Here is a 21,991-nt window from a genome sequence, read left to right as displayed (position 1 = left end):
TGGCTAGCTTTTTACAGATCAAAAAACCCGCATGCATCAGCATACGGATTCTCATTTCTTTTCATCTAAAGTAAAATAAGTTATTTGTTTTTCTCGTTTTTCTAATTCTTTTTTACGTTCTTCTTCCATATTATGAAGATCCAGTTCTTTTTTCAATGTCTCTGTGCACGCGTTACAAAGCTTGCCTTTTTGAATCAATTTCCCACATCTGTCACATGGGTAGCCAAGATTCGGAAATTGTGCCAGTTTTAAACGCCCTGTTTTGATGAATTTGAGAATTAGCGCTTCTTCCACCCCTGTGCCTTCTTCAACCTGATGCATCGTGGCCATGCGATTTTCTCGTTTACGAATAAACTGATACACCTTTTCATATGCCGCTTCTTCCTCCTGCCAGCAAGCTTGGCAAATATCACGAAATTTATTTTTAACAAAGATTTCTCCGCATTTTGGACAGTTCGCTAATTGATCCATTTTTTGCTCCCCCTAAAAAGTTTACATCCTTTTGCTACCATTATAGCGTGAAGATCTGTGGAAGAATATGAAAAATTAGAGACATTTGATGGAAATCGTCGAATACTGGCACTGAGCTGCTTGTTCTCGACTAAAATTTCTCTGCTTTTGTGGGCGATATCGGTCTTAAATGAAATATATCGGTCTTTGTTTCATTTTATCGGTCCTTATCAAAATATATCGGTCTTTGTTTCATTTTATCGGTCCTTATCAAAATATATCGCTCTTTCGCAACAAAGAGCAACTCTAACTCCGGGCCAAGGTCAGTGCAAACACATAGTCCGCTCCTGCCTTCCTAAGGAGCTTCGCAGCATGCCTTAATGTTGAGCCGGTCGTGTAAATGTCGTCGATGAGGAGAATCCGTTTGCCACTTATCACGAACGAATCAGTTAGCTGAAAAATTTGCGGGAGGTGAATCCTGTCTTCACGCGACTTTTTCGATTGCTTTTCACCATGGGTTCTTTGCAGTAAATGGGTTGAATGGAGGCCGGCTTCGCGCAGGAGGGCTTCTGCTTGATTAAAACCGCGCTCGAATTGGCGCTCTGTGCTCAATGGAATCGGAACAAGATAATCAGCGTGCAGCATACGAATGGAGGTTTTAAGCTTTTGAGCAAACACTTTAGCTAATAGATAATCGCCCCGGAATTTATACTGACTAATGATTTCCTTTAAGAAATCATTATATAAATAGATGGAGAGATTTCCTGCTAAATATCCCTGCCATTCTGAATCGCTCTCCCAGCGAACACAGTCGGAACAACGAGTGCCCACTACATATTGAGCATCTATTCTCTCTAAAGGGCGGCTGCAGATATCACATCTTTTCCCCGTTATTTCCTCCAATTGCTCCTGACAAGAGGGGCAAACTAATTCCTCTTCTCTTTTCGAAAAAAAGGTTGACCAGCTAATATGCTCAATCAATTCTTCATGACAAAAAAGGCAATATTCACTCAATGTCGATCATCCCTTTCTTTGCCGCTTCCGCATTCATATTTTGAATCTGCTTTCTTGCTTGAAGCATCGCTTCTGTACGTCCAAAATGAAAAAAAGTTATATTGCCAGTAGGATATTGTGCACTCCTCCCAACACGTCCGGCAATTTGTACGAGAGCACTAGCTGTGAAAATTTGCTCCTCTGAACCGAGAACAGCTACATCCAGATTGGGAAAAGTCACCCCCCTTTCTAAAATTGTCGTGGTGACGAGAATGGGAATGTCTTTTTGCCGCATAGATTGAACCTTTGCTTTGCGCTCAGGATCTGCCGCATGCACTGCCTCAATTCGCGAATCAAGCTTCTGTAAAATCGCCAAAAGCTTTGGGATTAACTCAATTTTCGGAATAAAAAAGAGAGCCTGTTTTTCCATATCTAAACGAATTTTTAACCATTTCATTACATTGGGCGGAAGCTTATTCTGCTTCAGCTTCTTGTCCCAATTCCCGCACCACTTAAGTTCTGGAACTGGTAAAGGCTTACGATGATAACGGGCCGGAATTGTCACAAAATTCCTTTTTCCTTGACGACAATCCTTTTGCCATTGTTGATTGGGAGTTGCAGAGAGATAAATCATTGAGGACCTTTCTTTTCGAGCATTTTGGACGGCATATTGTAAAGTTTCATCCATCGAATAGGGAAATGCGTCTACTTCATCCACAATGACAACATCAAAAGCCTGATAAAAACGAAAAAGCTGATGAGTGGTTGAAATCGTTAAGGGGGAATATTTGTGGCGGTCTGGTGAGCCTGCATATAAAGAGGCAACATCTATCTGGGGAAATACCGCCTGAAGGCGCGGGGTTAATTCCTGAACGACATCGGTGCGTGGGGTTGCGATACAAACTCTTTTCTGAAGCGATAATGCATAGCGAATCCCTTCAAACAGCAGCTCAGTTTTTCCTGATCCACAAACGGCCCAAACTAATAGGTCATCATTTGTAGAACTGGCTTTCACCACTTCGTCTGAGGCAACTTGCTGTCCGAACGAAAGCGTTCCATTCCAAACCAAGTTGGCAGTTTCCCTCGCGCTTTGACACTCAGAGTCACTCCAGCTATAGAGAGGTGTACACGTACTGACTCTGCCCATCATAATGCATTTCCGACAATAAGTGCACAGCTCCCGACATCTTGAGCATGGAAAGCTGGCAAATAAATGGGATTCTTGATTTCCACACCTCTGACAGCGAGGAGTTCCTTTTTCAAAAACAATTCCTTTTCGCAAAGTAATATATCCCTGTTCATAATGCTGATGGATTTCGTCTAAAGTATGGGGGATTTCATCAAGGAGTAGTTGTTTTCCAATGAGTCTTTTTCGTACGTCATGACAATACTGAAAATGCAGGTTTCGAGAAGGTTGGGGAATTTCGCCTAGTTTGGCGATCGTTTGCGTGGTTTGAGGTTCTGAAAGCAATGGCTCTGGAACAAGCTTTTTGTCAAGAATGGCAAATCGCATGAAAACACCTCTCTATATTGGATTGATTTGGCTGTTTTCCGGATTTAATGGTAGTTTTCCGGAATTAATTGCAATTTTTCCGGAATTATTATCAGTTTTTCCGGAATTACTTCTGTTTTTTCCGGAATTATTGTCAGTTTTTCCGGAATTCAAACAAACGAACTATATTTCACAAATGCACCACACTCGCGCTTGCCTATAAATAGCAAACGCCATTCAATATTCATATGAATGGCGTTTGTTCAAACAATTGATCACTTGCAGTTGACTTGCTTATTTTTTCACCCAGCCGAGTCCCATCGAACCTTCGCCAAGATGAGTACCAATGACCGGTCCAAAATAACTGAGAAAGAACTCAACATTTGGTAGCTTCGCTTCTAGTTCGGCCTTCCATTCATTTGCCTCATCCTCACGTTTAGCGTGGATGATGACTGCTTTGTATTCAGCTCCACTTTTCGCATCTTCTTCAAGAAGTTCGACCATTCGCTTCATCGCTCGCTTCCGAGTACGAATCTTTTCGAATGGGACGATCAACTTATTTTCAAAATGCAGAAGCGGTTTAACCTGCAACAAGCTGCCAATGATCGCCTGAGCGCTTGAAAGACGTCCCCCACGCTGTAAATGGCTAAGATCATCAACCATAAAATAAGCGCGGATTGATTGTTTCATTTCCTCTAGCCGTGCGAGGATTTCCTTATAGCTTTTACCAGCTTTGGCCATTTCAGCAGCTTCAATGACGTAGAAACCTTGAACCATGCAACTGATTTCAGAATCAAAAGCATGGACATCAATTCCTTCTACCATTTCTCCTGCCGATACTGCTCCTTGGAATGTTCCACTAATTCCGCTGGAAAGATGAATGCTTATCACAGTATCGTAGTCCTTTGCCAGCTGTTCAAATAGCGTAACAAATTCCCCGATCGCAGGCTGGGATGTTGTAGGAAGTTCTTTTGTTTTTACTTCTTCATAAAAGTCATCTGTTTGAATCTCAATCTCTTCTTTATACGTTTCGTTTCCGAAATTTACACTCAAGGGAATCATATGGATATTTAGCTGTTCGCGCAATTCCTTCGGGATGTACGCAGTACTATCCGTTACAACTGCCGTTTTCATAAATGGGATACCATCCTTATTCATTTTGTCCCAGGCTTTTTCGCATAGATAGTTGTAAAGCTACTTCCTAATTTACTTTTTTGAGAAAAACACAGTATGGAAATGTTAAGCTGATAAGCCGAATTTGTTTTGAACTCTACGAAGCTTAAACGGCCCGCACACTTCTGGATGGGATTAGGAGGTAAAAACAATTATCTAGTAGAAAAAGAACCTGCTTCTTACTATACGTTTAGTATCCATTTTATATGAAAACGAATGAAATTGCATTAATTTAAATAATCCCTTTACGAGGAAAGACAAAAAGCCCGCTATTAGCTTATCTCTATTCCCCTGTTTTTTAATTCAATATTTAGTAGTTCGATAAAATCCTTCTCTAAATTTTTCTCGATTGCTTTGTAGAAAACCATTTTTAATTGATAATCTGAGAGTATTCGTAAAGAAGTCATGCTAGAATCCTCCTTTAGTCTTGTGTCCTATATCCCATTATCACCTATTTTAATCGAACATGTAAACTGATAACACCATTATTTAACAATTTGTTCATTAATTTATCGTGATTTTTCATTTTCTTAACATAAATAGGCTGAAAATTGAAGTTCATTGACCTAATTTCAGCTTAGTAATCTCGAATTTTTTGTTTGCCGATGTTAATCTTTGACTCCATGAAGCGGGGAGAAAAAACGATTTTTCTCACAGGACTTTTCAACATAACTGAAAATCGTGTCAAACTAAGGTATCACCAGGGGCTAGGGCACTTTTATCTCCCTTTGCCATTGTATAGCTACTCCATTCACTTTGGATAAGGAGAGAATTTAACATAAAATAAAAAAACGCCGTTTCGTCGGCGTTTTTTCATGAATATATGGTTTATCTTACTTCAACCCAGCCGTTTTTGATTGCTTCCACAACAGCTTGAGTTCGATCGTTAACATTCATTTTTTGCAGGATATTACTTACGTGGTTTTTAACTGTTTTTTCACTTATAAATAGTGCTTCGCCAATTCCGCGGTTGCTTTTTCCGTCTGCTAGAAGCTGAAGAACCTCGCACTCACGACGCGTCAGCAGATGGAGCGGTCGACGAATCTCAACCTGTTGGAGATAGCCGCTGCTTACTCCTGCTGCCTCTACCGCTAGGCGGCGGTATTCTTTGACAAGATTGTGAGTAACCTTTGGATGGAGATAGGAACCGCCATCTGCGACTACCTTTACCGCTTCAATCAGAGCGTCTGCATCCATTTCCTTAAGTAAATATCCGGTTGCCCCCGTTTTTAATGCGTGCTGCACATAACTTTCATCATCGTGAATTGATAAAATGATCACTTTTGTTGACGGGTATCTTTCAACTAATTGACGTGTTGCTTCCACACCATTAATTGTTGGCATATTAATATCCATAAGGACTACATCAGGCTGATGCTCTTCTACCAAGGAAATGGCCTCAGTACCGTCATCTCCCTCTGCTACAACCTCAAATGTTTTTTCAAAATCAAGTATTCTTTTAACGCCTTCTCTAAATAATTGATGGTCATCTATAATGATAATCTTCGTAGTCATGCGTGTCGCCTCCCCAAATGATTTCTCTCTCTTATTTTGGTAATGGAACCTTGATGAGAACAGTAGTCCCTTTGCCTATTTTTGAATTAATCGAGAGTTTTCCTCCTAAAAGCTCTACTCTTTCCCTCATCCCGATAATTCCAAAGGACTCATCCTTTCTTTCATCTATATTAAAACCTTGTCCATTATCCTTTACTAAAACAGTTATCTGTTCTTGAGCCATCTCTAGCTTAACTTTAATTTCCTTTGCATTTGCATGCTTTAGGACGTTTTGCACAGACTCTTGTACAAGGCGAAATAGTGCCACCTCGTATTTGGTCGGCAGCCTTTTTTCTTCCCCCACATTTTTATAAGAAATCGATGTTGTACTATGATACTCTTCGATCGTCTGTAAATATTTTTTGAGGGTAGGAACTAAACCTAAATCGTCAAGAGCCATTGGACGTAAGTCGTAAATGATACGGCGTACCTCATATAAGGCATTTCTGACCATGGTCTTGAGATTTTTCACTTCGGCAAGTGCTTCAGTGGCACCGTATTCCTTGTAAATTCTTTCAATTAGATCAGAGCGCATCATGACGTTTGCCATCATTTGCGCAGGTCCATCATGAATTTCACGAGAAAGTCTCTTCCGCTCTTCTTCCTGAGCCTCAATAATTTTCAAGCCAAAATCCTGTTTCAGTTTCGCATCCTGAAGCGCCTCGCCAACCTGTTTTAAATCACTCATCAAATAATTCATCACGACGGTTATTTGAGAAACAAGATGCTCCGCTCGTTCAATCGTTCGCGTCAGACCGACAAGTCGTCTTTCAATATCATCTCTTCGATCACGAAGCTGCTTCTCCGTCTGTCGATTTAAGGTTAGATCCATATGAATTTGATGGGCCTTCTCATAAGCTTCCCTTACTTGAGCCTCAGTGAAATCCTTAAAATGCATGCTCACTTCCGAAAGATGTTTTCTCGCTGCTCGTGATTTGATTTCTAATTGATCTCCCTCTTCAATGATTTGGCCAACCATTCTTCGCACATCTTTTAATTCATCAACTAATGATTCATAATCACTTCTACATTGTTCGCCAATGCGAAAAATTTCATTTTTGCTATCACCTACGGTTTCCACCATCTTGTCCAAAATCATATCAAGAGTTTTTGTATCAAATTTTTTAATCATCTACTAATTCCTCCAAGTGAAGCAAAAACCCTTTACATTTTTAAAAATTTTTTCAAATATTCTATGTCTTTATCCATTCATCGTGTTGGTTTCTTTCATAAAGCAAAGACATACCATCCATTTTTCAATTAGAAAAACAAAGCAACTCATCAATCATTTTACAATATTTTACCTTGAATTGTTAAAAGTTACTATCTTTCTAACTTGAAAATGTTCGAAAACCTTTAAAAAATCGTTAAAAAGAAGGAGAATAGGAATTAATAGACAGGACATTTGACTCATTCCCGATAGGTTCTTATGACCCATTAAGCAAGAACCGTAATTAATGTTATTCTAAAATATCTTTTTCATTTCTTTTCATTATAACATGACAAAAAGACAGGACTGTTAAAGTTTCGTTACAGAGTGATGTTAATTTGAAACTGAGGCTCTTGTCGAATTATAATAGAAATGTCGAATTTTTATGATAAGCTTTGTTAAACCATATGGTTGATTTGACAGGTTTAGCCTCTTTTCGTGTGAAACCTCCATTTCACACACCAGTTAGGCTAAAAAGTCCCGCGAGAAAACGAATCGGAACCGCAATACCGACCCATTATCAAAATGAAAATGCAGTTTTAGACTCCAATACAAACCAGATAAGGAGTGGTCTTATGCTCCCAAGCTATTTAACCGTTAAAGGGTATGGGGAAAATGAAATGATTATCGATAAATCCCGATTTATCGCTCATGTTTCAAGAGCTGAAACCGAAGAAGAAGCACAGGAGTTTATTCAAACGATTAAAAAAGAACATTGGAATGCTACTCATAACTGTTCAGCATACTTAATTGGAGAGCATGATGAAATTCAGAAAGCAAATGATGACGGAGAACCTAGCGGAACCGCTGGCGTACCCATTTTGGAAGTACTAAAAAAGAGGAAGCTAAAGGATACCGTTGTTGTCGTGACCCGATATTTTGGCGGGATTAAGCTCGGAGCAGGCGGTCTTATTCGCGCATACGGAAAAGCTACATCTGAAGGAATTAACGCAACCGGAATCGTGGAACGAAAGCTCATGAAAGTGATGCATACAAATATCGACTACACTTGGCTTGGCAAGCTTGAAAATGAGCTCAGATCGTCCATTTATAACGTGAAAGAAATCCATTACCTTGATGCAGTAGAAATTGAAACATATGTCGAAGAAAGCCAAACAGACGCTTTTAAAGCATGGATGGTGGAGCTAACGAACGGCCAATGTAAAGTTCGTGAAGGTGAAAGATTGTATTTAGAAGAGCTGAAAGAATAGGATGCTTTCATTAAGTATAGAAATAAAAATTTTCCCTATTAGACTATCCACAAAAACTGATTTTTTAAAATGTATTTTACGGAATGCGAAAAAAAATGTAAAATAAAATTTAAATGTATAGTAATTTAGTCCAATGAAAAATAGAATAAACTAACAATAATCATACTTAAGGAGAGTAAATATGTCTGTCAATAGACAAAGCTATAAAGCTATTAAAAAGAAAAAGAAACGCAGGAGGGTTGCACTATGGGTATTAACTCCTATATTAGTTCTGATATTAGGGGCAACTAGTTACGGCGCTTTCCTATTCAGCAAGGCACACTCCGTCATGAATGATTCCTACCAACCAATTGAGCGCTCTGAGGCCTCCGGCAGCAAAGTTGACCCAAAGGTTGAAAACACCTCTATTCTCATTATTGGGGTAGACGATAGCGACACTCGAAACTATAATAGCGGCTCAAGATCAGATGCTTTAATGCTGGCCACCTTTAATGAAAAGGCAAAGTCGGTCAAGCTCGTCAGCATCCCTCGTGATTCATATGTTTACATTCCAGAGGTAGGGTACGAAGACAAGATTGCCCACGCCCATGCCTTCGGGGGACCTGCCGCTACGATAGAGACAGTTGAGAAATTATTTGACATCCCGATCGATTATTATGTCAAAATGAACTTTAATGCTTTTATTGATGTTGTTGACGCATTAGGCGGCATCGACGTTGAAGTACCCTATACGATAAATGAAATGGACTCGAAGGATAGAAGAAATGCGATCCATCTTGAACCTGGATTCCAGGAATTGGACGGTGAAGAGGCGCTTGCATTGGCAAGAACGCGGAAAAAAGATAACGACATTGAACGTGGAAAAAGACAGCAGGAAATTATTAAAGCGATTGTTAATAAAGCTGTGTCAGTGCAAGGAATTACAAAATACGCTGACATTATCGAAGCAGTGGGAGAAAATTTAGCAACGGATTTAACATTTAAAGACATGAATGCCTTTATCGACTATGCTCTAGCCGGCACAAAGCTAGATATCGATACCCTAAACCTTGATGGTGAAGACGATTATATTGATGGAATTTATTACTATCAATTGGATGAACTCTCTTTAGATGACTCGAAAAGGATTTTAAAGACCCATTTGGGACGACCGGATATTGCGCAAAATTAATTTAGGTTAAAGGGTGTTCTAGCTGCTAGAACACCCTTTATAACGTTAGATACCACTTGTAAATCCATTCTCTCTGTATACCCCCTTTTACTTATGTGCCACTCCATCTCCATGTAGAAATGTCCCAACAAACTCACTGCTTCATCTTTGGATGACGGATGATTTGTTCAAAGCTTTCTGTCCTTTGATTTCCCCGAGGGGAGAATTCCCCCTTCTCGGCTGATTAGCGACCATTACAGAATAGGCTACATAGGTTAGCGACTCGTCTCCAATGTATTCAATTCCTCCATGCTCATAGAGGTTCGAATCGGTCAGCTCCTATATGAGCTGCGCCTTCCAATATTCTCCCTCACCTTTCGCTTCAATCGTTTTTTATTGAAAGCACCTGCCAATAAAAATGCAACTATCCATCATTTGATACATGAAATTTCCCTCTTTTTTGAAAATTTAGAAATTTATTTCGGATTTTAACATATCAATTGACTTATGACTACAAAAAAACCTCGAATCATAAGATTCAAGGCTTCTTGACATTTATTCGCTTTTCTTCTGACTAACCATTTTTAATAACGGCTTATAATGATGATTGACAAGACCAATCTTTTCCACAAAGACTTCAATGACCAAAACCAAGACAGCGATAACGACTAACGCACCCCACATGGTTGCTTGCGAAAAAATAACTGCGGCAAGACCAAACATCGCGGCCATTGCATAAATGATGAGCACCGTTTGGCGATGAGAATATCCTAATCTTAGTAAGCAATGGTGCAAATGGGATTTGTCGGGCGCTGATAAAGGCTGTTTATTGACAAAACGTCTAATAATCGCAAAGAATGTATCCGAAATCGGCACTCCCAGAATGATGACTGGAATAATCAATGAAATCATCGTGACATTTTTAAATCCTAATAAAGACAGGACAGCAATCATGTAACCGAGAAATAAGGCTCCCGTATCCCCCATAAAAATCTTTGCCGGATGAAAATTATAGAATAGAAAGCCTAATGTGCTAAATAATAAAATCAAACCGACAGCAACAACGAAAGGATCCCCTTTTAAAATCGCCATCCCTGAGATCGTGATTAAGGCGATGGAGGATACACCGGCTGCTAAACCGTCTAAGCCGTCGATTAAATTAATGGCATTGGTGATTCCAACAATCCAAATAATTGTAAGAGGGATACTCAAAAGTCCAAATTCTAGTTTCCCCCCGAATGGCAGGTTGATGAATTCGACACTGACCCCACCAAGAACAACCGTTAGGGCTGCAAGTAACTGACCAATTAATTTCACTTTAGCCGATAGTTCGAACAAATCATCTAGCATGCCTGTGATGATAATAATGATACTTCCTAAAATAATCGGAATCGCATATTCATCCTGTGGACGCAAAATCACAATTCCCAGAATAAACGTGATATATATCGCTAAACCTCCGAGACGAGGCATAATTTTTTGATGAACTTTTCGATTGTTAGGCTTGTCAACTGCGCCAATTTTCAAGGCGAATTTTTTAATAATCGGTGTTATAATTATCGAAGTAATAAAACATATTAACAAGGTAAGGTATAACATGAAGTACCTCCTCAACCATTAGCATAACCAATGAATTATTTTTTAAATCAACAAGTTCGTGCTTTCCAGACTAAAAATGGTTCATGATTTTTAGTAAATTCACTTTTTACATACGCTTCAATTTCAATATTATAATGTTTACTCAAGATTTTTTCCAGACATTTTTAATAGATGTAAAGAATTGTATGTACCCCAAACTCTGATCACTCGCATTTTTTCCCCATTTATTTAGACGTAAATCGCCAAAAAAAGTTGCAATTATTGTTAGTTTGACAAACTAAGTAGTAATACAACTATTAATTTGATAAGATTAATAGTTGTGGATAGTTTACATTTTTCCAGAAGTCAGATCATTCGCCAACTACTCCACAAATAATGAAAAACCCATTGACTACGAAGGAGCGTAAAACATGATCACGTTTCTCAAAAATACATTTGGAGACACAAACGAGAAAAGATTAAAAAAATATGACAAAATAGTTGAAAAAATAAATGGCTTGGAACAGCATTATGCGTCACTAACTGATGAAGAATTAAAAAATAAAACCATTGAATTTAAAAACCAATTAAATGAAGGAAGCAGCCTTGATGATATTAAAGCTGATGCGTTCGCAACTGTCCGCGAAGCCTCTAAAAGGATTCTTGGCATGCGCCACTTTGACGTCCAGCTTGTAGGTGGCTTGGCCCTTTCTGACGGCAATATAGCGGAAATGGCCACTGGTGAGGGGAAAACCCTTGTCGCTTCCCTTCCAAGTTATTTAAGAGCACTGGAAGGCAAGGGCGTACACGTTGTTACGGTCAATGAATACCTCGTAAGACGAGATCGTGAAATCATTGGACAAATCCATGAATTTCTCGGATTAACAGTTGGGATCAACGTCCCACTGATGCAGCCCGAAGAAAAAGTTCTAGCTTATCAAGCTGACATCACTTATGGTGTCGGAACAGAATTTGGGTTTGATTATTTACGGGATAATATGGTGAGAGATGTAAGAGAAAAGGTTCAACGACCATATCACTATGCGATAATCGATGAAGTCGATAGTATTCTTATTGATGAAGCGAAAACCCCTCTTATTATTGCTGGGAAAATGCCATCGAGTGCGGACCTGCATTATATTGCAGCGCGCTTGGCAAAACGGTTTGTTAAAGATGTTGATTATAGCTATGATGAGGAAACAAAAGCAACCAGCTTAACGGAAGAAGGAATCGAAAAAGTCGAAAAGGCATTCGGCGTTGATAACTTATACGAGTTAGAGCATCAAACCTTGTACCATTATGTCATTCAAGCGGTCCGCGCCCATGTGATGTTCACACTGGATGTTGATTATATCATTCGTGATGGAAAAATCATGCTGGTTGATATGTTTACGGGTCGGGTAATGGATGGCAGAACCTTAAGTGATGGACTGCATCAAGCGATTGAGGCCAAAGAAGGGTTAGAAATTACCGAAGAGAACAAAACTCAAGCTTCGATTACGATTCAAAATTATTTCAGAATGTATCCAAATCTAGCTGGTATGACGGGAACTGCGAAAACGGAGGAAAAGGAATTTGAGCAGGTTTACGGGATGTCCGTTTGTCAAATTCCAACGAACAAACCGAAAATCCGATTGGACTTAGAAGATAAGGTGTTCAAGACTGCTCATGAGAAATATGTGGCCGTTACCGCTGAAGTAGAGAAACGCCATAAAACTGGACAACCGGTACTTGTCGGCACCACTTCTATTTTACAATCGGAGAAAGTCGCCGAGTATTTTGATAAGGCAAAGCTTCCATATGAGATTTTAAATGCGAAAAGTGTTGAGCAGGAGGTTCAGCTTATTGCCAATTCTGGACAACGTGGTCATATAACCATTGCCACCAATATGGCCGGACGCGGTACTGACATCATTTTAGGTGAAGGTGTTGCTGAACTAGGCGGGCTTCACGTTCTCGGAACCGAAAAGCATGAAAGCCGACGAATTGACAACCAATTGCGAGGCAGAGCTGGACGCCAAGGTGATCCAGGTTCAAGTCAGTTCTTCATCTCCTTAGAGGATGACATGTTTAGACGCTTCGCCAAGGATGATTTGGAAAAACTGGAGAAGAGCCTTAAAGTCGATGAAAATGGATTAGTCATGAACAGTAAGATTGATGAATTTGTTACAAGAGTTCAGCGCATTGTTGAAGGTGCCAATTTCTCGATGCGAGAATATAATTTAAAGCTTGATGATATTATTAATGAACAAAGAAGAATTATTTATACATTGCGCAACCGGATGCTTGAAGAAGAAAATCAGGTCGCGATCTTCATTCCGATGCTCAAAGAGGCTGTTGAACATGAGGTGGAGCGAATTTGCGTCGAGGAGATGGATGCAGACGAATGGAATCTCGCTGAACTATCGCAAACCGTTAATAGCCTGATTACAGGCGAAGAGATTTCACTAGCAGCAGATGGTCCGCTTAGTAAGAAGGAGATTCAACAAAATATCGCCGCAGCCCTTGAGAAGTATGAAAGGATCATTGATAATTATCAAGAGGATGACTCCTTCCAAGATGCGTTAAAGGGCACAATGATTGCCATTTTGGATTATAATTGGATTCAACACCTCGAATCGATGTCTCGATTAAAAGAAGGCATCGGGCTCCGTTACTATCAGCAGGAGGACCCAATGAGGCTGTATCAAAAAGAAGGATTAGAATTATTCACATATACATTCCACAAAATCCAAAAAGATACTGCTTTACAAATAGCACAAAGAATTGTTCCGGAATTTAATCAAAGTAAACAAATCTAGCTTTACTCTAAAAGGAGAATGGCAAATGCTTTCTATTTTTAAGAAAAAAGATCCAAAGGATGTAAAAAGAACAGGTTTAGATAGTAGTGTTTCTTCCGATGAACTGATGAACGAAAAAGAAAATTCTGTTGATGAGGAGATTCATACGGAATTATTTGTTCATCCTTCGTGGAAACTAAGTAATGAGGAGTCTTATGTACTTCGATTTTTGAATAATGAATTGCCTCCACTAAAGGCAAACCAGCTTTCCATTTCAGGAATCGAGTTAAACCTTGCGGAGGGCGGGATTGAGGCGACCGCTTTCGTGCGCAATAGCCTAAATAAAGGAATACGGTTTTCAGACATTGGACTTATCCTTTTAGATTCTAAAAATGAAATCATTGCAAGACATAACTTTGACTTAAGCAGCATCGGAGAATTGCCTGGAAAGAGCAGCATACCGTGGAAATTTTTATTTCCAGCTAGCTCGCTCAAAAAGTCTGAATTTAGCAAAGAAAATTGGACGTTAGCCTTTGAATTGAAGACAAAGCATGCCCTTGATTTAGATCCTAATTGGGAGTCTGCCCTTCCGCAAGAGGAAAAGGATAAGCTTGAGAACCTTGTCGATTCATTACAGCCACCAAAGAATGGCGAAGTCAATTTCATGGGTCTGCAGGCGAGATTTAATGAAAATGGCGATTTACACGTAACGATCCTGATTCGAAATGGCAATGAAAAGACCATCAATCTTCAGCAAATCCCATTAAAAGTTGAGGATGCGGCCAATGACCTTGTCGCACAAGGCGGATTTAAGCTGGAAAACTTTGAAGTGAAAGCTAACACAACGAAACCTTGGACGTTTGTCTTTCCAAAAGAGCTTGTGCAAAAAGACAATCCGGATTTCTCCAACTGGAGAGCATCGATCGTTCAATAAACGGACTATCCGCTCAGTAATAGTTGGACTTGCCCACTCAAACAGAACACAGACTTCACGTGGTGTTCTGTTTTTTATATTTAGCTTCCAGCCGCTGTTTAAGGTGTTAAAGGTTACAGAGCATTGCTTGGAAGATGTGGGGTCTGGGACGTTCTCTAGGCGGATACGTGGGGTTTTGGTGCCTCTACGTTCTTATGGAGAAATTGATACCTTAATCGGGGCTTTTCCTTAACTGGTTAACCATACTGATCGCGGAGCCAGGTATGAGCCGACAACACACTGATAGTAGCTTCCTTTTAATTGAATCCGTCAAAAATACAAAAGGAAGTGGAAAAAACGAACTGTTTTTCTCCACTTCCTTTATTTTAAGGACTTATCGGAAAGGCCTTTTGTTTAATTTGTTTTAAAGAGGACGTAGTAATCCTTTTTCATCGGAGCTCCTTCCGTTGATTTTACGCCTCTTGATATGACGAGACGATAGGCTGTATTTTTTGCATAGCCGTCTTTTGGAGCTTCCACGATGACTGATTTTTTATCAGCAGCGAGTTTTACCGTAGCCGGTAGGCGATTGCCCCGGACATCCTCGACAAAGATTGATTTGCCGCTTACCGATTTTTCATCCAATTCGATGTTAAAAGCGACTGTCCACTTCTTTTCAGTGCTGACCGTGCTTGTAGCCTTGCTTGTATCAAAATAGTTTTCTGTATACGGGGTATGATAAATCGCCTGCAGTTTATCAAAGTAAATGGTCCCTTTATTTTTGTTTGTATCCTTTGTTTCTGCGACATAAATCCGCTCAAAAGAGACAGGGTACTTAACGTTTTTCGGAATTGTTGCTTGGACAAACTTCCAGCCGATCCAATTTTGCCCGCCCTCTTCAGTAAAGTTGACAATCACTTCTTTTCCTGCTGCATCATATAATCGTCCTCGGATCCAATGATTATTGCCATCACCATAAACCCATAAGCCGATAGAATGAGGCATTCCATCCATTTTAATGCGGCTGGCTGCCACTGCATAAGAAGCTACAGTCCCTTTCTGATTCGTAAAATCATAGTTCAATCTTAAGTAACCAGTTCCATCCTTTTGGGTGCCGTCTTTCATGAGCCCAATAGATGTTTTGGCACGCACGCTATCAGCTTTCCATTTTGCGGCCGATTCGAAGCCATCAAGAAGTGTTGGTTTATTCGTCACAGATACAGGAATTTCAACCTTTTTTGTCCCATGCTGGGCAATGATGCTGCCGCTCGCTGGAGCAGATGCAGCTTTAAACGCCCCATTGCTTGAGAATGTCCCAACATTTCCCTTTGTACTCCATTTAATATTGCTTTGACTAATTTTCAGTTCTTTTCCACTTGAATCAAAGGCTTTAACTGATAAATTTTGTGTTTGATTGATTCCGATTTTTATAGAACTCGGTTCAATCGTAATTTTGGCAGGTGCCGTAACCGTAATCGGGATTTTCTTTTGTGCTTTTCCATATTTAACGGTGACAGAGCCTGTCCCATCTTTTTCTGCAATAAATTTATTTCCCTCTACTCTGCCAATGCCACCTTCGACCGTATAGGAAACTTTATCATAATTAACGGTAAGCAGATTATTATAAGAATCTAAAGCATTCGATATTGTAAAGGTTGTTGAACCACCAATTGCCAATTTCCCACCTGCTGATGAGGCTGCACTAAATGAAACGGCGTCTCCATATGGAGCCGTACTAATAGCTTCTAAAATAGCAGATACAGACCTCTGTCTTCCATCTGACGGCTTATTAATTAAGGTTGCATAACGGTTCCCTGGCAATCTAGCCGCCATCGTTGTAGAACCGCCCCCATCTAGATTGATGGCTTGATAGGCTCCCTTGCTCAATAAGTAATTGCTAAATTCTTTCAGCGTCATCCCTGCACTATGATTTTTCTGTCTTCCATCAACAGTGACTAAGAAAACACGCTTACCCGTTTTATCGACTGCCACAGCACTGCGCGGCTCCCTTTGCGTTGCACGTGGACTCGTTGGGTTAATACTCATGTTCACTTTTCCGCCCTGAACTAAAAGCGGACCGCTCGCGAGCATAAATTCAGAGCCTTTCCACTTATCCTCGATATCGACGGTAATTGAGATCGGATCGCCGACCTTTAACGCTCTAATTTGCTCTACCTTTGATCCATGGGCCGAAATAACGAAACCATTTTTCGGAATCATCGCGCTTGAAGTTCTTCCATAAGGTCTAATGGATGTTACTTTACCCGTTATTTTTTCCCCGAAGGTTGCTCCTGGATCAAGGTTCTTGTCCAATCCGGTTACGACTACTTCCAATCCGGTAGCATTCGTCCTCGTATTGCTGTAACGGAAACTTTTGGTGAAGAGAATACTTTCATTTGGATTGCGCTGACGGTTGAAATCCGTAAGCTCGTATGTTTTATTACTGTGTGAAATCGAAATTTTCAGCTTAAACTTATCAATAATCGCTTTTCCGTTTTTATCAATGCCAAAGGCTGCCGGTGTATACATATAACCTGTGTCAGCACCGGAGACAGCTCCTAAATTATTAATCTTATTTTTAGTCGCTAATAAATAAGTAGGATTGCCATTATCCATATGGAAAAAAGAAGCATTAATCGCTCCCACGACATGATGTTTGTCGCGAGTATGTAATTTTGCTAATGTAGTAACGGGATTTAATTTCGTAATTGGGTCTGATACGCCAAAGTTCACGGTCGTGTAAGGGTCACTTAAATTAACGTCCAATATATTTACCGACTGTTTCTGCTTGGAAATTGTTGTGCTTTGTTTCGTTAATTTAATTCCCGGCGTTAATTGCTGATTCGTTTCGGCTGCTGCTACATTTGTACTAGTCGGCAGCATAAAAAGTAATGCAAGGCCTAGTATGAGATATTTCTTTTTCATTTGGTGTAACCAACCCCTCTTTTAAACTTCAAAAATAACAACCTATCATTTTCCAATTATAACCTAGTTTTCCACAAATCCCAATACTTCGACAAATTTTTTTACAAAAAGATTTCACAGTGTAATGTTATTTTAAAATTTCGTAACATTCAAAAAATAATTAACAAGATCGGGAATAGTCCTATAAAGACAAAAAGATATCTGCTTTAAGCAAGCAGATATCTTTTTGGCCAGAACCAACCATCGTCCCACATCTATCGCCTTAATGGAAGATATATTACATAACTATTTTACCATATAAGGGATATGTTACAAGATAGAATATGAAAATTTTTCTTGTTTTGGATAAAAAAATAGGTTGCATTTCAGGTATATCATGTTCTATACGATTTTGTTATTTTTTTTGAGCCTACTTTAATGACGTAAAATTAAATCTACTAAACGCGTGAGCAAAAGTAGAAGCATGAAAGGATTTAGCAGATTCGCTAAACCCTTATATTTAAACGTCACGTTTTGACCAGCATATGCTTCGATCCGATGCGAGTCGACAAATACGAAATGAAGCTCTTTTCTGGATATCGGTCTACATCGAAATATTTCGGTCCTTTTTTCATTTTTTCGGTCCTTATACAAATATATCGGTCAAAACAGTCCATTTATCGGTCTAGGCATGACGTTCATCAACTAGACTTAGCACTATGGTATCCCCCAACAAAAAACCAACTTCAAGCGTCCAAAATGGAACTTGAAGTTGGTTTAATTCATTGAGATTATTCAGCTGTATTTACATCGACAATTCGACCTTCAACTGTAGGATTAACCTCAGTAAGAGTTTGTAAGTAATCTCTAAACATTTCATAATCAACAAAACCTGGCTCACTTACGCGACCATCTTCGTAAGCTGCTTTAAATACATCATAGCCGTCTCCACCCTTAGCAGTAAAGGTATTCGTAGCAACAAAATAGGAAGCTGTTTCATCGATTGCAGCGTAGCCTCCGTTTCCATCACTTACTTCGACTGTGACAACTCTTTCACCTGCAGGCTTGCTGCTGTCATAAGTAAATTTCAAACCTGAAACTTGAAGGAATCCACCGTTTTCATTCGGTGCTTGACTAACGCTATGCTCAAGAGCGGCAATAATCTCTGCTCCTGTTAAATTCATAATTCCTAATGTATTACCAAAAGGCATGGTTGTTAAAATTTTACCGAGTGTAATATCGCCCGCTTCAATAGAAGCACGAATCCCTCCACCATTTTGGACAGCTATTACTGTGTTTGGATTAATGCTTTTAGCTGTAGCTAACATACCATCTGTAATCAAATTACCAAGGTTTGTTTCTTTTGTGCGGACATTGGAGCGTTCTCCATCTAGCGCAACAACTGCTTCAACACCGATCGATTCATTTTCCATTTCTTCAACACCAGCTGCATATGGCGCTAAAATGTTTACCACAGCTGTATCTTCAGCTTTCGTACTTACATCAATAAGCTCTCCAGCATAATGGGTCACGATTCCATCTTCATCGAAGACCACATCAAGAACACCGAGGAATTTGCTGTATTCGTTCGCTTGAACGATTACGGTTGGTTCTTCCCCTTCTTCAACCAGTACTGGTTGATCTAGTTTCGTATGAGTGTGACCACCCACAATAACATCAATGCCATCCACTTGCTTGGCAAGCTCTAAGTCATTATCGAAATCAAGACTATCATCAAATCCTAAATGGGTTACGGCGATAATTTTGTTAATTCCATATTCCTCTTGAAACGTTGAAACCATTTTCCGTGCTTCTTCAATGTAGTTCGTAAATTCAATAGAACCAGGGCTAGAAATTTCAACCGTTTCCTCAGTTGTTAAACCGAAAATCCCAATTTTTTCGCCATTTACTTCTTTGACCATTCCATCGAAGATTAAACCGTTGATTTCATCACTAGCATCACCAATACCAGCTTTGTAAATATCATTAAATAATGGGTCTTTTGAAAAATCAACATTCGCACTGATAAGTGGGAAGTCTGCACCCTTCACAAATTCAGCTAATGCTTTATGTCCATTCTCACTTGCACCTAAATCAAATTCGTGATTTCCAAAAGTCATCGCATCATATTTTAAATAATTCATCACTTCAAGATCGGCTTGTCCTTCGTACTTATTGAAATAAAGAGTACCTGAAAAAACATCACCTGCATCTAAAAGAAGAGCATCTTCATTTTCCGCTCTTACTTCCTTAATGGCTGTCGCCCGTTTTGCCGCATTTTCTAAATGAGCATGTGTATCATTTGTATGCATAATCGTTAAGGCAAAACCGTCCATTTCTAATTGGGAAGCTTTATACAGTAACAGTGCATAGTCGCCGCGCTTCGCTGCTTGGCCTGTGCCAAACTTTGTTGGCGAAAATCCAACAGAAATGTTGTTTGCAACTAAAGCTTTAACTGCTTCTGCGTATCTTTCACTCACATCTGTAAAGCCAATATTCACATCGCCCTCTAGCTTATAGGCTCTATGAAGCCAAATAGCGATTTCACCTCTTGTGATCGTACTATTTGAATCAAATTTTGTTGCTGTTTTTCCATTTGTAATCCCTGCAGCTTTAAGTGCATTTACAGCACCTTCAGCGCGAGCCGGAACATCTGTGAAGTTGGAAGCAGGAGCATTTTCTATATCCAATTCTAAAGCATTCGACAATAGAACTGCTGCATCGACACGCTTAATGCCCTGATCAATGCCAAAAGATGTTTTTGTTAAGCCGTTTGCCCCTTTGGAAACTAAGAAATCCACTGCCTCTTGATATCGTTCTGGCACATCTGTAAACCCGTTAGATGAAGCAGAAACACTGGCTCCAACCGCCGTAACCAAAGCTGCAGTTGTAGCAGTGGCTATGAATTTTTTAAATAATGTTCTTCCGTTACTCATCTGTTATCCTCCCTTTACCGCGAACGTTTTTTTGATTCGCCCACTACAAAACCGTGTAAGATTTTGTAGAGGATTGGCAAATACCATCTATTATTATAGCAAAAATGAATAGCTAGAGGATAAACTTACTTAAAATTTACACAATTCGTGAAAAAAATTTATAGTTTAATGATATGCTATTTTTTTCCAATAAGCAAGGTTGCTACATCATTGATAAATGCCCCCAGATTTATCCCTTAATTGGGATTATTTACTGATATTCCAATTTCACTTTTTTTGCTAATATAAGTTGGCAAGGCAAGCTTTACAAAAAAATTAAACTACATTTCCAGGGGGAAACAATTGAATGCTCAACTCTCATAAAAAATTCATCGCCACAAGTGCAACAATAGCTCTAGCTACAACTGCGATCGCACCTTTTGCATCAGCTGAAGAAATCAGACAGCATCAATTTACGGATGTTGGTCCTCGCTACGATGAAGCAGTTAGTTTTCTTTACCATTATGAGATTGTTAAAGGAAAAAGCACAACTTCATTTGGTGTTAATTCAAGCTTAACACGCGGTGATGCTGCGGTAATTTTAGCAAACACCTTAGGTCTAGATACAGAAAATGCTAAGGATGCTGGCTTTAAAGATTTATTCCCAAGAGTAGCTGGTGCTGTTAATGCTTTAGCTGCAGAGGGCATTGTTAAAGGTTTTACAAAAGAAAAATTTGCCCCTAATGAACCGATTTCTCGTGGTGCAATGGCACAAATTCTTGTACTTGGCTTTGGGTTAGAAGATTTTGCAGCTCCTACTCCATTCACAGATGCTGGCGGTACTTTCCAAAAGTCAATTGAAGCATTATACGGAACAGGCATTACAAATGGAGTTACAAAAACATCGTTCGGTGCTGTGCAAAATATCAAACGTGGAGATTTTGCAAACCTTCTTTATAATACGATTCAGTTTATTTTTGATAATTCTTATTTCTTCTATGCAGAGTCAATGGAACTTATTAATTCATCATCTCTTTCTATTACATTCGACGAAGAACTTGCAGAAGATTTAACAGAAGAAGATATTGCTGATTTCTTATTATTAGAAATGGAGTTAGCAGGCTCTAATAAAGTAGTGGAGCTATTGCCAACGAAGATTACGATTTCTGAGGATCGTACATCCATCATTGTCGATCATGCTGACCTCGCTGGAAAAGAAGGAACGATTTTCGTTGACGACATTCAAGCAGCATTCGACTATGCAAAGCCTGTCGCCACAACTGGTTCTGTGACATTAGAAGGTTTTGACACACCGTTCACATTTGATTTCGACGGTGCTACTGAAACGACTATTAAACTACCTGCAACAGATGGCGTAGCTAACTTAAACGGTCTTGAGTTAGAAGTAGTCGACCAGTTCACAGAAGGACAAGAAGTAACAGTCATTCTTGAAAGCACGGACGTTGAAGCTGCTAAACCTGGAGAAGGTCTAACATGGGGAACATTGGTTTATGAAGATAGCAAGTGGAAGCTAGTCGACCACCCTAACTATGACATCATTCCAACAGGAAACTATGTCCTTCAAGCACCATTCACAGATAAGAGCAACAACACCGTTACTTTAACAATTGACATTACCGTTGAATAAACCCAGTCCCCACACAAAAA

At 39.5% G+C, this 21,991-nt stretch carries 15 protein-coding genes; 5 read left to right on the top strand and 10 right to left on the bottom strand.

What is annotated here, in order from left to right; genetic code table 11:
• Window positions 1-51: 51 nt before the first annotated feature.
• The 7 genes from NST02_RS03950 to NST02_RS03920 form a co-directional block, all read right to left on the bottom strand.
• Complete coding sequence (locus NST02_RS03950; RefSeq protein ID WP_137743525.1) at window positions 52-471, bottom strand: TIGR03826 family flagellar region protein; 420 nt, start codon at window positions 469-471, stop codon at window positions 52-54.
• 285 nt (window positions 472-756) lie between these two features.
• Complete coding sequence (locus NST02_RS03945; RefSeq protein ID WP_340948111.1) at window positions 757-1,464, bottom strand: ComF family protein; 708 nt, start codon at window positions 1,462-1,464, stop codon at window positions 757-759.
• On the bottom strand, window positions 1,457-2,956 hold the full coding sequence (locus tag NST02_RS03940) for a DEAD/DEAH box helicase (RefSeq protein WP_340948109.1): 1,500 nt from the start codon (window positions 2,954-2,956) through the stop codon (window positions 1,457-1,459). The genes NST02_RS03945 and NST02_RS03940 overlap by 8 nt, the downstream gene beginning before the upstream one ends.
• Before the next feature lie 273 nt (window positions 2,957-3,229).
• Complete coding sequence (locus tag NST02_RS03935; RefSeq protein ID WP_137743522.1) at window positions 3,230-4,069, bottom strand: DegV family protein; 840 nt, start codon at window positions 4,067-4,069, stop codon at window positions 3,230-3,232.
• 311 nt (window positions 4,070-4,380) lie between these two features.
• Window positions 4,381-4,515: a sporulation histidine kinase inhibitor Sda gene (sda, locus tag NST02_RS03930; protein WP_095311898.1), complete on the bottom strand. Its 135-nt coding sequence runs from the start codon at window positions 4,513-4,515 to the stop codon at window positions 4,381-4,383.
• A 421-nt stretch (window positions 4,516-4,936) separates the two neighbouring features.
• The gene (locus tag NST02_RS03925) at window positions 4,937-5,623 is read right to left on the bottom strand and encodes a response regulator (protein WP_095311905.1); all 687 of its coding nucleotides are present in this window, start codon (window positions 5,621-5,623) and stop codon (window positions 4,937-4,939) included.
• A gap of 31 nt (window positions 5,624-5,654) precedes the next feature.
• On the bottom strand, window positions 5,655-6,794 hold the full coding sequence (locus NST02_RS03920; protein WP_137743521.1) for a sensor histidine kinase: 1,140 nt from the start codon (window positions 6,792-6,794) through the stop codon (window positions 5,655-5,657).
• A gap of 653 nt (window positions 6,795-7,447) precedes the next feature.
• On the opposite strand from NST02_RS03920, the gene NST02_RS03915 reads away from it, so the two are divergent.
• Window positions 7,448-8,083 (top strand): YigZ family protein, encoded by a 636-nt coding sequence (locus NST02_RS03915; RefSeq protein ID WP_340948107.1) that lies wholly within the window; start codon window positions 7,448-7,450, stop codon window positions 8,081-8,083.
• A gap of 181 nt (window positions 8,084-8,264) precedes the next feature.
• Window positions 8,265-9,254 (top strand): LCP family protein, encoded by a 990-nt coding sequence (locus NST02_RS03910; RefSeq protein ID WP_340948105.1) that lies wholly within the window; start codon window positions 8,265-8,267, stop codon window positions 9,252-9,254.
• Window positions 9,255-9,788: 534 nt separating this feature from the next.
• Here NST02_RS03910 and NST02_RS03905 read toward each other — a convergent pair.
• Window positions 9,789-10,832 carry a glycosyltransferase family 4 protein gene (locus tag NST02_RS03905; RefSeq protein WP_340948103.1) on the bottom strand — a complete coding sequence of 348 codons (1,044 nt, stop codon included), beginning with the start codon at window positions 10,830-10,832 and terminating at the stop codon, window positions 9,789-9,791.
• 410 nt (window positions 10,833-11,242) lie between these two features.
• Here NST02_RS03905 and secA2 point away from each other — a divergent pair, with 410 nt between their 5' ends.
• On the top strand, window positions 11,243-13,612 hold the full coding sequence (secA2, locus tag NST02_RS03900) for an accessory Sec system translocase SecA2 (protein ID WP_340948102.1): 2,370 nt from the start codon (window positions 11,243-11,245) through the stop codon (window positions 13,610-13,612).
• 25 nt (window positions 13,613-13,637) lie between these two features.
• Window positions 13,638-14,525 carry an accessory Sec system S-layer assembly protein gene (locus NST02_RS03895; RefSeq protein WP_340948100.1) on the top strand — a complete coding sequence of 296 codons (888 nt, stop codon included), beginning with the start codon at window positions 13,638-13,640 and terminating at the stop codon, window positions 14,523-14,525.
• A 393-nt stretch (window positions 14,526-14,918) separates the two neighbouring features.
• Here the strand turns inward: NST02_RS03895 and NST02_RS03890 are convergent, their stop codons facing one another.
• A complete protein-coding gene (locus tag NST02_RS03890) occupies window positions 14,919-17,429 on the bottom strand; it encodes a phosphodiester glycosidase family protein (protein WP_340948098.1) in 2,511 nt (836 codons plus the stop codon).
• Between the two features lie 770 nt (window positions 17,430-18,199).
• Complete coding sequence (locus tag NST02_RS03885) at window positions 18,200-20,344, bottom strand: 5'-nucleotidase C-terminal domain-containing protein (protein WP_340948097.1); 2,145 nt, start codon at window positions 20,342-20,344, stop codon at window positions 18,200-18,202.
• 346 nt (window positions 20,345-20,690) lie between these two features.
• Between NST02_RS03885 and NST02_RS03880 the strand changes: the two genes are divergently transcribed.
• Window positions 20,691-21,971: an S-layer homology domain-containing protein gene (locus NST02_RS03880; RefSeq protein WP_340948096.1), complete on the top strand. Its 1,281-nt coding sequence runs from the start codon at window positions 20,691-20,693 to the stop codon at window positions 21,969-21,971.
• The last annotated feature ends 20 nt before the right edge of the window (window positions 21,972-21,991 follow it).

Origin of the sequence: Robertmurraya sp. FSL W8-0741 (genome assembly GCF_038004005.1) — a bacterium.
GTDB lineage: Bacteria > Bacillota > Bacilli > Bacillales > Cytobacillaceae > Robertmurraya > Robertmurraya siralis.
Note: the sequence above shows the minus strand (reverse complement) of the source record. Positions and strands in the feature narration are given on the sequence as shown.